This is a genomic window from Streptomyces sp. NPDC058274, assembly GCF_042881375.1.
Lineage (GTDB): Bacteria > Actinomycetota > Actinomycetes > Streptomycetales > Streptomycetaceae > Streptomyces.
This window is the reverse complement of the sequence record NZ_JBHVXW010000030.1, coordinates 1-13,013: the sequence shown is the minus strand read 5'-3', so window position 1 is coordinate 13,013 and position 13,013 is coordinate 1. Positions and strand designations below refer to the sequence as shown.

The 13,013-nt window shown below is 72.6% G+C and carries 12 protein-coding genes; 6 read left to right on the top strand and 6 right to left on the bottom strand.

Annotated features, from left to right (window positions below):
• Positions 1 to 123: 123 nt before the first annotated feature.
• From ACFVYF_RS36270 to ACFVYF_RS36250, 5 genes are all read right to left on the bottom strand, one after another.
• Positions 124 to 1,002, bottom strand: a complete 879-nt coding sequence (locus tag ACFVYF_RS36270) for an SGNH/GDSL hydrolase family protein (RefSeq protein ID WP_389462304.1) — start codon at positions 1,000 to 1,002, stop codon at positions 124 to 126.
• Positions 999 to 2,252: a glycosyltransferase gene (locus tag ACFVYF_RS36265; RefSeq protein ID WP_389462303.1), complete on the bottom strand. Its 1,254-nt coding sequence runs from the start codon at positions 2,250 to 2,252 to the stop codon at positions 999 to 1,001. The genes ACFVYF_RS36270 and ACFVYF_RS36265 overlap by 4 nt, the downstream gene beginning before the upstream one ends.
• The gene (locus ACFVYF_RS36260; protein ID WP_389462302.1) at positions 2,249 to 3,373 is read right to left on the bottom strand and encodes a glycosyltransferase family 4 protein; all 1,125 of its coding nucleotides are present in this window, start codon (positions 3,371 to 3,373) and stop codon (positions 2,249 to 2,251) included. Before ACFVYF_RS36260 ends, ACFVYF_RS36265 begins: the two co-directional genes overlap by 4 nt.
• Before the next feature lie 315 nt (positions 3,374 to 3,688).
• Positions 3,689 to 5,107 carry a HEAT repeat domain-containing protein gene (locus ACFVYF_RS36255; RefSeq protein WP_389462301.1) on the bottom strand — a complete coding sequence of 473 codons (1,419 nt, stop codon included), beginning with the start codon at positions 5,105 to 5,107 and terminating at the stop codon, positions 3,689 to 3,691.
• A gap of 300 nt (positions 5,108 to 5,407) precedes the next feature.
• Positions 5,408 to 5,800, bottom strand: coding sequence for an ankyrin repeat domain-containing protein (locus ACFVYF_RS36250; RefSeq protein ID WP_389462300.1), 393 nt, complete (start codon positions 5,798 to 5,800; stop codon positions 5,408 to 5,410).
• A 258-nt stretch (positions 5,801 to 6,058) separates the two neighbouring features.
• Here ACFVYF_RS36250 and ACFVYF_RS36245 point away from each other — a divergent pair, with 258 nt between their 5' ends.
• Together ACFVYF_RS36245 and ACFVYF_RS36240 are read left to right on the top strand one after the other, a co-directional pair.
• The gene (locus ACFVYF_RS36245; RefSeq protein WP_383289229.1) at positions 6,059 to 6,253 is read left to right on the top strand and encodes a hypothetical protein; all 195 of its coding nucleotides are present in this window, start codon (positions 6,059 to 6,061) and stop codon (positions 6,251 to 6,253) included.
• 37 nt (positions 6,254 to 6,290) lie between these two features.
• Positions 6,291 to 7,871, top strand: a complete 1,581-nt coding sequence (locus ACFVYF_RS36240) for a hypothetical protein (RefSeq protein ID WP_389462299.1) — start codon at positions 6,291 to 6,293, stop codon at positions 7,869 to 7,871.
• Positions 7,872 to 7,890: 19 nt separating this feature from the next.
• On the opposite strand, the gene ACFVYF_RS36235 is transcribed toward ACFVYF_RS36240, so the two are convergent.
• Positions 7,891 to 9,390, bottom strand: a complete 1,500-nt coding sequence (locus tag ACFVYF_RS36235) for a PLP-dependent aminotransferase family protein (RefSeq protein WP_389462298.1) — start codon at positions 9,388 to 9,390, stop codon at positions 7,891 to 7,893.
• A gap of 98 nt (positions 9,391 to 9,488) precedes the next feature.
• Here ACFVYF_RS36235 and ACFVYF_RS36230 point away from each other — a divergent pair, with 98 nt between their 5' ends.
• The 4 genes from ACFVYF_RS36230 to ACFVYF_RS36215 all read left to right on the top strand — a co-directional run bounded on the left by ACFVYF_RS36230 (position 9,489) and on the right by ACFVYF_RS36215 (position 12,943).
• On the top strand, positions 9,489 to 10,151 hold the full coding sequence (locus ACFVYF_RS36230) for a YitT family protein (protein ID WP_389462297.1): 663 nt from the start codon (positions 9,489 to 9,491) through the stop codon (positions 10,149 to 10,151).
• A complete protein-coding gene (locus ACFVYF_RS36225; protein WP_389462296.1) occupies positions 10,148 to 10,915 on the top strand; it encodes a glycerophosphodiester phosphodiesterase in 768 nt (255 codons plus the stop codon). The genes ACFVYF_RS36230 and ACFVYF_RS36225 overlap by 4 nt, the downstream gene beginning before the upstream one ends.
• Positions 10,916 to 10,957: 42 nt before the next feature.
• Positions 10,958 to 12,313, top strand: a complete 1,356-nt coding sequence (locus ACFVYF_RS36220; protein ID WP_389462295.1) for an MFS transporter — start codon at positions 10,958 to 10,960, stop codon at positions 12,311 to 12,313.
• A gap of 255 nt (positions 12,314 to 12,568) precedes the next feature.
• A complete protein-coding gene (locus ACFVYF_RS36215) occupies positions 12,569 to 12,943 on the top strand; it encodes an RNA polymerase-binding protein RbpA (protein ID WP_164314920.1) in 375 nt (124 codons plus the stop codon).
• The last annotated feature ends 70 nt before the right edge of the window (positions 12,944 to 13,013 follow it).

The window sequence follows — 13,013 nt, the reverse complement described above, 5'->3', positions numbered from 1 at the left end:
GCGGCCTGTGTCGGCCCACGGCAAGGAGCCGCCCGCGCGGGTGCTGAGCCGGCACCACCCTCATGCGGCGCCGGCCCTTGTCAGGCTCAGCAAGGGAGACCGCCCGCGCCGGTGCCGCCCCCTTCACGCCGCGTCCGGCTGCTCCACCGCCGACAGGGAGGCCAGCGCGGACGCCACGGCGTGGGAGGCGCGCAGGTCGAGCCGGGCGCTGGTGCCGCGCGCCCGGTGCCGTACCTCGTCCGCGGCCAGCGTGAGCAGTTGCGGGAGCAGATCGGTGCAGCGCCGGGCGACCCAGCCGGTGCCCGCCGTGGCCAGCCACCACAGGCCGGCCGAGCGCGTGGGCGCCGGCAACTCGGGTTCGACCGAAGGCGCGGGCCCGGTCGCGAGGCCCGCCTCGGTGAGCACGGCGTGGAAGCGGACGGCGAGTTGCCGGTGCCCCCGCTCCCCCGGATGCAGCCGGTCCGCACTCCACATCGCACGGTCCGTGAGCCACTCACCTTCCGAGGCGTGCAGATGGACCGCCCCATGACGCTCGGACAGCGCGTGGACGACGGCGTTGACCGCCCGCTGGCGGCGCGCCAGCGGCCGGGCCAGGGCGCCCGGCAGCCCCAGCATCGCCCCGGGATCGGGCAGACACGCGGTGATCAGCACCGCGTCCTGGGCCCGGAACGCCGAGTAGACCGTGTCGAGCCGCTCGGCCACGGCGTGGATGTCGAAGGTGCACCGCAGGGTGTCGTTGACACCGATGACGACGGAGACGATGTCCGGCCGCAGTGCCAGCCCCGCGGGCGTCTGCCGTTCCAGCACATCCCGCGTCTGTGCGCCGCTGACCGCGAGATTGGTGAACTCCACCGGGGCATCCACCGGTTCCGCCGGCGCCCCACCCGCCGGAGCGAGCCCCTCGGCGAGCAGCGCGGCCCATCCGCGCCACCCCTCGCCCACGGGATCGCCCACGCCCTGGGTCAGCGAGTCCCCGAGGGCCACGAACCGAAGGGGTCTCATCCGACTTCCTCCGGCAGGCCGATGCCCTCCACCGCGCCGGGGCCCCGCGTCACGGCCGCCCCCTCCGGCCGGGCCGCGACCCACCGTGGTCCGGGCGCCCGGACCACCGCGTCGTGCGCGGCCAGAAAGCCCTCGACGGCGGCCGGCCAGCCGAAACACTCCGCACGCGCGCGTGCGGAGTGCCTCCGCTCGCCCTCGGGACGCCCCAGGAGCAGCGTCACGGCCTCCGCGAAAGCGTCCCCGTGGTCGGCTGCCGTGGCCCCGGCCGGGCCGAGGACCTCCGTCAGTGCGGACGAGGCACTGGCCACCACGGGCGTACCGCAGGCCATCGCCTCCAGCGCGGCGAGCCCGAAGGTCTCCGCGGGCCCCGGTGCGAGACACACATCGGCGGAGGCCTGCAGGGCGCCCAGGAGAGCGCGGTCGGCGACATGCCCGAGGAAGGTCACGGGCAACCCCCGCTCCCGGGCGCGCAGTTCGAGCCGGTTGCGCAGCGGCCCGTCCCCGGCCACCACGAGCACCGCGCGCCGTCCGCGCCGCAGCAGCGCTTCCAGGGCGTCGAGCGCCGTACCGGGCCGCTTCTCGACGGACAGCCGTGAGCACATCACCAGCAGCGCCTCCCCCACGCGCGCGTGCCGTGCCCGCACCGCCACATCCCGCAGCCCGGGATGCCGTCCGGCCAGATCGACGCCCAGCGGAGCCCGTACGACATTGCGGGCGCCGATCCGGACGAACTCCCGCTCGGCGAACTCCGTGGTGCACACGACCCGCGAGTACGTGTGCGCCGTACGGAGGTTGAGGGCGTCGGCGGCCCGCCGGGAGACGCGCTCGGACAGGCCCCACGTGCGCAGGACCCCGTCGGCCGTCTCGTGGGACACCATGACGGCCGGCACCCGGGCCCGCCGCGCCCACGCCCCGGTCCAGCGCAGGGTGGTCCGGTCGGATACCTCCAGGCGGTCGGGCGCGAGCGACTCCAGGAGCCGGGCCACCCGCCGCTTGTCCGTCAGGACGCGATAGCCGCCGGTCCCGGGCAGCAGCGGCCCGGGCAGCGTGATCACCCGCCCCTGCTCGGTGTCCCGGTCGGTGACGCGCTCGCCGGGCACGATCAGCACGGGTTCGTGGCCCGCCGCCCGGTATCCGGTGCCCAGCTCCCGCAAGGCGGTCCGCAGACCGCCCGAGGCGGGTGCGACGAAGTTGGCCAGCCGCACGATCCTGAGGCCGGCCGTGGCACCGTGGTCCGTCCGCGGACTCATGCCGCCACCGCCGTCCGCGCGGAGAGCACGTCGGCGTAGTGCCCGATCAGCTGGTCGCCGACGGCAGCCCAGGTGCGGCCTTCCACGGTGGCCCGTGCGGCGGTCCCGTAGGCCGCCCGCAGCGCGGGGTCGGCCGCCAGGGACCACACCGCGTCCCGTACGGCGCCGCCGTCACGCGGCGGGACGAGCAGCCCGGTCCGTCCATGGGCCACCAGGTCGAGCGGGCCGCCCGCGGCCGGCGCGACGACCGGCACGCCGCTCGCCATGGCCTCCTGCACGGTCTGGCAGAAGGTCTCGAAGGGCCCGGTGTGCACGAAGACGTCCAGCGAGGCGAAGATCCGGGCGAGGTCGTCACCGGTACGGCGTCCGAGGAAGACGGCGCCGGGCAGCGCCTCGGTGAGCGCCGGCCGGCTGGGGCCGTCCCCGACGACGACCACGCGCACGCCCTCCAGGCCGCAGACGCCGGCCAGGAGTTCCACCTGCTTCTCGGGGGCGAGCCGGCCGACGTACCCGACGATCAGCTCGCCGTTCGGCGCCAGCTGCCGGCGCAGCGCCTCGCTCCGGCGGTCGGGGCGGAATCGGTCGGTGTCGACACCGCGCGGCCACAGCCGTACCCGGGGCACACCGTGTGCCTCCAGATCGCGCAGGGCCGCGCTGGACGGGGCGAGTGTCCGGTCGGCGGCGGCGTGGACGGAGCGGATGCGCCGCCAGGCGGTGGCCTCGCCGGCGCCCATGTACGTACGGGCGTATCCGGCGAGGTCGGTCTGGTAGACGGCCACGGCGGGGACGCCGAGCCGGGCGGCGGCGGTCATGCCGCGGACGCCGAGAACGAAGGGACTGGCCAGGTGGACGATGTCGGCGCGGTGTTCAGTGATCGCCGCGGCGACGCGTCGGCTGGGGAGGGCGACGCGGACCTGGGGGTAGCCGGGGAGTGGGAGGGAGGGGACTCGGACGACGGGGCACGGCGCGAGGGCGTCCGGCCCGTGCCCGGCAGCGGTGGCCGGGGCGACGACGACGGGGGCGTGACCGCGCTCGGCGAGATGCCGGGCGGTCTGGAGCGCGCAGTGGGCCACGCCGTTCACGTCGGGAGGAAAGGATTCGGTCACGATGACGACTCGCATACCGGTGTTGTCGTCGTGCCGGACGTGGACGCGTCAACGTGGATCTTTCCGGACAAGGAACGTCCCATGAGCGTTGCGCTGCACGCCTGTCCAGGTCAGCCCGCGTCCACGCCCGACCGCCCCATGGGTCATCCGGTGTTCATACGGCAGGCATGGCGGGCCCGATCCGGCCGCGGACGGCGTTCATACGGCGAGCATGGCGGGCCCGGTCCACCTGCCGACGGTGTTCATACCGCGGGCATAGCTGAGCTGACAGGGCTGCGGACGGCGTTCATACGGCAGGCATAGCTGAGCTGACAGGGCTGCGGACGGCGTTCATACGGCAGGCATGTCCGGCCCGATCCGGCTCCGGACGGCCGTCTGGACCTCCGCCTCCTCGGCCGGATCCGACGCGAGCCGGCGCAACTGGTCGACGACCCGGGCGTCACCGGTCTCCGCGTGTCGCGCGGCGACCTCGCGGGTGGTCTCCTCGCAGTCCCACAGGCATTCGACGGCGAAGCCCGCGGCGAAGGACGGGTCGGTGGCGGCCAGTGCGCGGGCGGCCCGCCCGCGCAGATGGGACGACGCGGTCTCGCGGTACACATGGCGCAACACCGGTGCGGCACAGGCGATGCCGAGCCGTCCGGCGCCGTCGACGAGGGTCCACAGCGTCGGCGCGTCGGGTCCTTCCCCGCGTACCGCTTCGCGCAGGGCGCCCAGGACCAGTTCGCTGTCCTTCGCGGCACCCCGGCAGGCGAGCATCCGCCCGGCGGCGGCGCCCAGGGGATCGGGACGGTGTGCCCAGCTGCGGGCGCGGTCGACGGCGGCGACGCTGCGCATCCGTTCGAAGGCGTCCACGGCGGCTTCCACGACGAGCGTCGTACCGGTGGCGACGGCACTCTCGAGCAGATCGAGCGCGTTCGGATCATTGCTGTCCGCGAGATATCGCAGGGCGGTGCAGCGAGCGCCGTCGCCCCCGTTGAGGGCGGCGGCCACGATCTCGGGGCGGTCCTCGGGGCCGGCGACGGCGGACAGGCAGCGGGCGGCGGGCACATGGAGGGCGGCACCGCGCTCGATGCCCTGCTGCGCCCAGTCGAAGACGGCCTGCACGCTCCACTCGGGGCGGGGCCCGGACGGCCGCATCTGCCGCTGCCAGCGGTCGAAGCAGCCCTGTTCCTGGGCGGCATGCACGCGTGCGCCGATGGCGGGCCGCGGGTCCTCGGCCCACAGCCGCCAGGGCCTGGGTTCGAAGGCGTCACGCACCGTGGCGGCGAGTTCCGCCTCGCCCACGGCGTCGGCGGGGAAGCGGGCGAGCACCGGTGCGGCGAGGGCGCGCAGTCCCGCGTCGTCGTCCCGCAGGGCCAGCTCGTCCAGCGCCCAGGCCCAGTTGGTGCCCGTGGCGGCGTACCTGCGCAGCAGCTCGAGCGCGTCCTGCCTGCCGTACGAGGCGAGGTGCCCGAGGACCGCGAGCGCGAGCCCGGTGCGGGAGTCGCAGGTGTCGAGCACGTCCTCGGCGTCGAAGAGGTGCCGCTCGATCTCGTCGAGACCACCGCTCAGATCGACGTAGAGACGGGCGTAGTAAAGGGAGCGGTTCTCCACCTGCCAGTCGTGGCGGGGGTCCCGCAGCACACAGTGGTTCAACGCCGCGAGCGCTTCGGCGCGCGGTGCGGTGAGCGCGTGCAGCGTGCCGTCGCCACGGCCCCGCTGGAGCAGGCCGAGCAGCGTACCGCTGGGCGCTATGACCGGATCGAACATGGGAAACAGCCTCACATCAAGCGTCGACGCAACCGGGATCCTGCATTACCTGGCCGCGTGACAACACGTCGGAGCGCCCGCCGTTTCTTGCTTGCTGTAGACCATGTTCCTCTGCCTCTCGTCGGTGGCCCATGCGGGCCGCATCACGGCCCGCGCGGTGCGGCAACACCTGCCCAGCCATCACGTCCGTGAATCACGACGTCATGATGACCCAGCGGTTCTCGCTGCCGCGACCGCATTTCCGGCGGCCCCGTACCGCCTCCCCCATTTTGTGCGTTTTACCTGGTCAGAGCGTTCGACTCAGTGGGCGCCGAACAGTTCGAGCAGTTCTGTCTTACCGAACATCCGGGCCGTGTCGACCGCCGAGGGCGTGCCCGCGGCCGGGTCGGCACCACCGTCCAGGAGTACCCGGATGACGGCTTCCTCACCCTTGAAGACGGCTCCGGCGAGCGGTGTCTGCCCCCGGTCGTTGATCCGGTCCGCCTCCGCACCCCGCTCCAGCAGTGCGCGCACCGCGTCGGCGTGGCCGTGATAGGCGGCGAGCATCACGAGCGAGTCGCCACGGTCGTTGGTGAGGCCGGCCGGAACGCCGGCGTCCACATACGCCACGAGCGTCTCGGTCTCACCGCGGCGCGCCAGATCGAAGATCTTCGTCGCCAGCTCCACGACCTCCGGGTCGGGGGCTTCGCTCATCGGCCGGACCACCTCTCACTGCAACCGTACGGGTGAATCGTCAGCGTACTGGCTCTCGCGGTACATGACCGGCACCACCCGAGGCAAAGATCACCTCAGACCCTGTCGGACGCAACAGCCCCGCTCAGCCACCCCGAACGGCTCCGCCATCCGGAGGAAATCTCCCGAATTTCACCCGGTTGCACCTTTTATCGTATGGATACATCCTGTGAGCCTGGAAGAACTCATGGTGACTGTCCCCCCAATCAGGAGCCAAAAATGATCTTGTCAATCTCGGGCGTCGTCCTGCTCGGCATCATCGTCTTCCTCTTCTTCAAGAAGGACGGGCTGAAGGCATCGCACGCCATGGTGGCCGCTCTCTTCGGCTTCTACCTCGCCAGCACGGCCATCGCGCCGAGCATCAAGGCGGGCGGGGAGAGCCTGGCGGGCCTCCTCGGCGGGATCAAGTTCTGACGCCCCTCCCCTACGCACGCACCTCCAGGAGACAGCAGTGGCCCGGCGCCCCCTTCCCCGCATCCTGAGCAACGGCAGCGCACAGATCGCCCGGAGCCGGGAGCTGGCCCGGACGGCGGCCGACAGCGCCACCGATGTCCTCCACCCACTGATCACGATCACTCGTGGACTGCGCCGGCTGGCCGGGGCCGGGCGGCGCAAGTGGGGCGACACCCCCAAGGACCGGCGCGGGCCGCTGCTGTTCCTGGTCGCCTCGGTGGTCCTGGTCGTGGCCCTGGTGCCGTACGGCCCGCTGCTCGCCGTCATCATCCTGATGGCGGCGGCAGCCTGGCACGGCCGCGACCAGCGCCCGGCGGAGCCCACGGGCCCCGACGAGTCGCAGACCAAGCGGCTGCAGTCGCTGTACGAGGCGCTGGTCCCCTACTTCTCGACCGCCGAGGACCCAGCGCCGCTGTATACCCACGGCGGCGAATGGGACAAGGCGTTCCCGGCGTACGAGTTCGACGACACCGGTCGTGTCTCGCGCCTGGTCATCCACTATCCGGCGTATTTCACCGACGGGGAGGCGGACTCCCGCGCCCGCATCGAGCAGTTGCTGCACGCCAAGTCGGGCCGCGGCCGCGAGTACCACTTCGCCTGGGACGAGGAGGCCAACGAGCTCGCGGTCTCGGTGCTGCCCCCGCTCCCCACCGACATCGCGGCCCAGCGTTTCGTCACGGCCCCCGGCGAGACGGTCCTCGGTTTCACCGACCCGACCGACGTCCAGCGCACGCTCCCGCTCACCCACGGCGAGGAGCAGCGGGACGTTCCCCCGGTCGTCTGGCGCACCGGCATCCGGTCCACCGAGCCGCATCTGCTGGTCGCGGGCGAGCCCGGCAGCGGCACCACGACACTCCTGCGCTCGATCGCCCTGCAGGCCCTCCGGTACGGCGACGTCCTGATCGTCGAGGGCGGCGGCACCGGCGAGTACGCGTGCCTGACCGGCCGCGACGGAGTCCTGGCCATCGAGTGCGGCCTGACCGGAGCCCTCGCCAGCCTGGAGTGGGCGGCCCACGAGACGGAACGCCGGCTCATCGCCGCGAACCGCGCCCGGCAGGCCGGCGACCCCGCGCCGGACGACATCAAGCGCCCGCTGTGGATCCTGCTGGACCGCCCGAGCGCGCTCGGCCTGCTGGCCGGCGCCGACGGCCGTCAGGACCCCCAGTCACTGCTCCAGGCCCCCCTCCGGCACGGCCGCGCGGCGAACGTCACGGTCGTCGTGGCCGACCACTTCGACTGCCTGGACACGCTCTCCGACGCGGTACGGCAGCACACCCGCGCGCGCGTGGTCCTCGGCCCGGCGTCCTCCTCGCAACTGGCCGCGGTCCTCGGCGTACCGCCGCACACCACGCCCACCCCCGACGTGCCGCCCGGCCGCGGCTATGCCCGCCTCGGCTCGGGCCCCGTCCACCGCCTCCAGGTCCCGGCCACCCCGGACCCGTACGACGACGCGACGACGGAGACCCACCGCCGCGCGGTCCTGGATCTCCTCCCCACCCGCACCACCCCCGCGGACGCGGACCCCGCCCCGCTCTCCGCGAACCCGGTACCCGCCGAGGTGGCGGTGGCGGAGGGCTGAGCACCAGGCGCACCCAGGCCTAGGCCACGAACGTACGAGGCGCCTCGTTCCCCCCACTGGCCCCGGTCTCCACCAGCCGCGCCGCCGCGGCCAGCCGCGCCGCCGCCTCGTCGGCCACCGCGCCTCCCACGGTGAACGGCAGCCGCACATATCCCTCGAAGGCGCCGTCCACGCCGAAGCGGGGTCCGGAGGGCACCCGGACGCCGACCCGCTCGCCGACCTCGGCGATCCGCGAGCCGGACAGGCCCCCGGTGCGCACCCAGAGGGTGAGGCCGCCCCGGGGAACCGCGAACTCCCAGCCCGGCAGTTCCCGGCGTACGGCGGCGACCAGGGCGTCCCGGTTCTCCCGGGCCTGTTCGCGCCGTACCTCGACGGCCTGTTCCCAGCCGCCGGTGCTGAGCAGCCAGTTCACGGCCAGCTGTTCCACGACGGGCGTGCCCAGATCGGCGTACGCGCGCGCGGAGACCAGGCTGCGGATGACGTCGGGCGCGGCGCGCACCCAGCCGATGCGCATGCCCGCCCAGAAGGCCTTGCTCGCCGATCCGACGGTGATGACCGTGGACCCGGCGGGATCGAAGCCGCAGACCGGGCGCGGCATCTCCACGTCCTCGTCCAGATGGAGTTCGCTCATGGTCTCGTCGACGACGAGCACGGTCCCGGCCGAACGGGCGGCGTCCACGAGCCGGCGGCGCTGGTCCTCGTCGGCGAGGGCGCCCGTCGGGTTGTGGAAGTCGGCGACGACATAGGCGAGCCGGGGCGCCGCGTCCCGCAGGACCTGGCGCCACCGGTCCATGTCCCAGCCCGCGAGCCCCTCCGCCATGGCGACCGGCACCAGCCGGGCCCCGGCCTCCCGCATCAGCTGAAGGATGTTGGCGTACGACGGCGACTCGACGGCGATCCGCTCACCGCGTCCGGCGAACAGATGGCAGATCGCGTCGATGGCCCCCATCGCCCCGGTGGTCACCATGATCTGCTCGGGCATGGTCGGAATCCCGCGAGCCGTGTACCGCTCGGCGAGCATCGAGCGCAGCGCCGGCAGCCCGGCCGGATAGTCGCCGTGCGTGTGCGCGTACGGCGGCAGCTCCTCCAGGGCTCCCTGCACCGCCCGGGTGAGCCAGGGTTCGGGCGCGGGCAGGGCGGCCGTGCCGAGGTCGATCACGGAACCCAGTGCCTCGGGCGGCAGCGGCTCGAGGCCACGCGCGGGCAACGGGTTGCCGGCCGGCACGGAGGTCCAGCTGCCCGCACCCCGGCGGGACTCCAGGAAACCCTCGGCGCGCAGCGCCTCGTACGCGGCGGCGACCGTGGTGCGGCTGACGGACAGGGAGAGCGCCAGTTCCCGCTCGGCGGGCAGCCGTGCGGCGACCGGCACCCGGCCTTCGAGCACCAGCAGCCGGATGCCGTCGGCCAGCGCACGGTAGGCGGGCGGGCGGCGGGTGCCGGGGCCGGCGGGGCGCTCCTGCTGGGAGTTGAGCAGCCGGGCGAGCTGTGCCGCGCCCACCGCCGAAGTCCACTGCGCCATGGATACCAGTCCACCTTCCCCGAATTGGCCATGGATGACGTTTCTTCCCAAGCCACAGAGTGTCATGGGTCAGGCCACTGCCACCACAGGGGGACCCGTTGTCCAGACGCTCCGCGCCCGGGCGGACCACGCGCCGGCTCATCCAGCTCTACGCCGGCCTCGCGCTGTACGGCGCGAGCTCCGCGCTGCTGGTGGAATCCGGCCTCGGCCTGGAGCCGTGGAACGTACTGCACCAGGGTCTGGCGAAGCTGACGGGCCTGAGCATCGGAATGGTGTCGATCGTCGTCGGCGCCGCGGTGCTGCTCCTGTGGATCCCGCTGCGCCAGCGCCCCGGCCTCGGCACGGTCTCCAATGTCTTCGTGGTCGGCGTCGCGATGGACGGCACGCTGGCCCTGGTGCCCGACGCGCACACCCTGGCCGTACGGATCCCGCTCCTCGTCCTGGGCATCCTGCTCAACGGCGCGGCGACGGGCCTCTACATCTCTGCCCGCTTCGGCCCCGGTCCGCGCGACGGCCTGATGACGGGCCTGCACCGGCTGACCGGCCGCTCGATCCGGCTGATGCGCACCGCGGTCGAACTGGCCGTCGTCGCCACCGGCTTCGCCCTGGGGGGAACCATCGGCGTCGGCACCGTCCTGTACGCCCTGGCCATCGGCCCGCTGGCGCAGCTCTTCCTGCGGTTGTTCGCCGTCCCGCCGGCACCGGGCCGCGGCACCGTCGTTGCCGCGGGTCAACCGGAGGGCGCGATACTGCCCCGGTGAGCACGCGCATACGTCACCCGTACCTCGACCACCCCGGCCCGATCGCCTTCGCGCACCGAGGCGGGGCCGCGGACGGGCTGGAGAACACGCTGACCCAGTTCCGCCGCGCGGTGGACGCGGGCTACCGCTACATCGAGACGGATGTGCACGCGACGGCCGACGGGCAGCTGGTCGCCTTCCACGACGCCACCCTCGACCGGGTGACGGACGGGGCGGGCCGGATAGCGGACCTCCCCTGGGACGACGTCCGCCACGCGCGCGTGGCGGACAGTGAGCCGGTCCCCCTCTTCGAGGAGCTCCTCGAAGACCTTCCCGAGGTCCGCTGGAACGTGGACGTCAAGGCGGAACCGGCGCTGCGCCCCCTGCTCGACCTCATCGACCGCACCGCCGCCTGGGACCGCGTCTGCGTCGGCTCGTTCTCGGAAGCACGCGTGGCCCGCGCCCAGCGTCTGGCCGGGCCACGCCTGGCCACCTCCTACGGCACCCGCGGCGTCCTGGGACTACGGCTTCGCTCCTACGGTCTGCCGACCGTGCTGCGCCGCTCGGCGGTCGCCGCTCAGGTGCCCGAGTCCCAGTCGGGCATCACCGTGGTCGACCACGGCTTCGTACGCACCGCCCACGCGCTCGGACTCCAGGTGCACGTGTGGACCGTCAACGAACCCGATCGCATGCACCGGCTCCTGGACCTGGGAGTAGATGGCATCATGACCGATCACATCGACATGCTGCGCAAGGTCCTGGAGGACCGGGGCACCTGGTTCTGAGCCCCCGCGTGCGGTCCGTTCACGGGGAAGCGAGGGGCACGGGTGGGCACCGACACCGTGCGGGCACAGGCTGCCGACGAGGCCGCCGAACGACGGCGCGAGCAGCGCGGCTGGTACTTCTACGACTGGGCCTGCTCCGTCTACTCGACGAGCGTGCTGACCGTGTTCCTCGGCCCCTACCTGACGTCGGTCGCCAAGTCGGCGGCGGACGCGGACGGTTTCGTCCATCCCCTGGGGATCCCGCTCCGGGCCGGTTCCTTCTTCGCGTACTCGGTCTCGGCGTCCGTGATCCTGTCGATCTTCGTGATGCCCCTCGCGGGTGCGGCCGCCGACCGCACGGGCCGCAAGAAGCCCCTCCTCGCGACGGCCGCCTATCTGGGCGCGGCGGCCACCACGGGCATGTTCTTCCTGAATGGCGACCGCTATCTGCTGGGCGGAGCGCTGCTGATCGTCGCCAACGCCTCGGTGGCCGTCTCGATGGTCGTCTACAACTCCTACCTGCCACAGATCGCCCCTGCCGAGGAGCGCGACGCCGTCTCGTCCCGCGGCTGGGCGTTCGGCTACGCGGCGGGTTCGCTGGTCCTGGTCGGGAACCTGATCCTGTTCACGGCCCACGACAGCTTCGGCATCTCCGAGTCGACCGCCGTGCGCATCTGTCTGGCCTCGGCCGGTGTCTGGTGGGGCGCCTTCACGCTCGTACCGCTCAAGACCCTGCGGGACCGCCGCAGGACGCCCGCCGAGTCGCAAGGAGCGTCGGCGCACGGCTGGCGGCAGCTGGCGGCCACCGTGCGGGACATGCGCGGCAAGCCGCTCACCCTCGCCTTTCTGCTGGCGTACCTCGTCTACAACGACGGCATCCAGACCGTGATCTCCCAGGCCTCGGTGTACGGCTCGGAGGAGCTGGGCCTGAGCCAGTCCACCCTGATCGCCGCCGTCCTGCTGGTCCAGCTGCTCGCGGTGGCGGGCGCCCTGGGCATGGGCCGGCTGGCGCGGACGTACGGAGCGAAGCGGACGATCCTCGGCTCGCTGGTCGCCTGGACGGTGACCCTCGGGGCCGGGTACTTCCTGCCCGCGGGCGCGCCGTTCTGGTTCTTCGTGCTGGCCGCCGGCATCGGTCTCGTCCTCGGCGGCAGCCAGGCCCTGTCCCGGTCCCTGTTCTCGCATCTGGTGCCGGGCGGGAAGGAGGCCGAGTACTTCTCGGCGTACGAGATGAGCGACCGCGGGATGAGCTGGCTGGGCCCGCTGCTGTTCGGCCTCACGTACCAGCTGACGGGAAGTTATCGGGACGCGATCATCTCGCTCGTCGCCTTCTTCGTCATCGGATTCGTGCTGCTCGCGCGGGTTCCGGTGCGGCAGGCGATTCGCGACGCGGGGAATCCCGTCCCCGATAGGATTTAGCATGCGAGGCCAAAGGGCGGTAGTGTACGCGTTTGGCCTGCCAGGCGTACCGTTACTGCGCGCCAAAGAACACGGAACGCCGGGTGACATCTACTGTCAGATGTGACAAACCGGGCGCTGGTGGGTACAACAAGGGGCGGCTACGACGGCGACGCATCACCCACAACGGGAATCTTTACCGCCGACCGGACGTTGACCGGATGACGACGACAGCGACACCTGTCCTGTGGGCGACAAGCCCGGGAGGCACGATTCATGAGTGAGCGAGCTCTTCGCGGTACGCGCCTCGTGGTGACAAGCTACGAGACGGACCGCGGCATCGACCTGGCCCCGCGCCAGGCCGTGGAGTACGCATGCGAGAAGGGACATCGTTTTGAGATGCCCTTCTCGGTCGAGGCGGAGATCCCGTCCGAGTGGGAGTGCAAGGTCTGCGGGGCCCAGGCACTCCTGGTGGACGGCGACGGCCCTGAGGAAAAGAAGGCCAAGCCCGCGCGTACACACTGGGACATGCTGATGGAGCGACGCACCCGAGAGGAACTCGAAGAGGTCCTCGAGGAGCGTCTGGCTGTTCTGCGCTCCGGCGCAATGAACATCGCGGTGCATCCGCGGGACAGCCGCAAGTCCGCGTAACCCCTCCGGGGGTTGGGTGGCATACCAACGCACGCATACGACCGCGGGCGCCCTACGTCTCTGTAGGGCG

What these genes read in the sequence shown, in the direction of transcription:
- ACFVYF_RS36270 (WP_389462304.1), bottom strand. Translation starts at nt 1,002, where the DNA reads ATGAGACCCCTTCGGTTCGTGGCCCTCGGGGACTCGCTGACCCAGGGC.
- ACFVYF_RS36265 (WP_389462303.1), bottom strand. Translation starts at nt 2,252, where the DNA reads ATGAGTCCGCGGACGGACCACGGTGCCACGGCCGGCCTCAGGATCGTG.
- ACFVYF_RS36260 (WP_389462302.1), bottom strand. Translation starts at nt 3,373, where the DNA reads ATGCGAGTCGTCATCGTGACCGAATCCTTTCCTCCCGACGTGAACGGC.
- ACFVYF_RS36255 (WP_389462301.1), bottom strand. Translation starts at nt 5,107, where the DNA reads ATGTTCGATCCGGTCATAGCGCCCAGCGGTACGCTGCTCGGCCTGCTC.
- ACFVYF_RS36250 (WP_389462300.1), bottom strand. Translation starts at nt 5,800, where the DNA reads ATGAGCGAAGCCCCCGACCCGGAGGTCGTGGAGCTGGCGACGAAGATC.
- ACFVYF_RS36245 (WP_383289229.1), top strand. Translation starts at nt 6,059, where the DNA reads ATGATCTTGTCAATCTCGGGCGTCGTCCTGCTCGGCATCATCGTCTTC.
- ACFVYF_RS36235 (WP_389462298.1), bottom strand. Translation starts at nt 9,390, where the DNA reads ATGGCGCAGTGGACTTCGGCGGTGGGCGCGGCACAGCTCGCCCGGCTG.
- ACFVYF_RS36215 (WP_164314920.1), top strand. Translation starts at nt 12,569, where the DNA reads ATGAGTGAGCGAGCTCTTCGCGGTACGCGCCTCGTGGTGACAAGCTAC.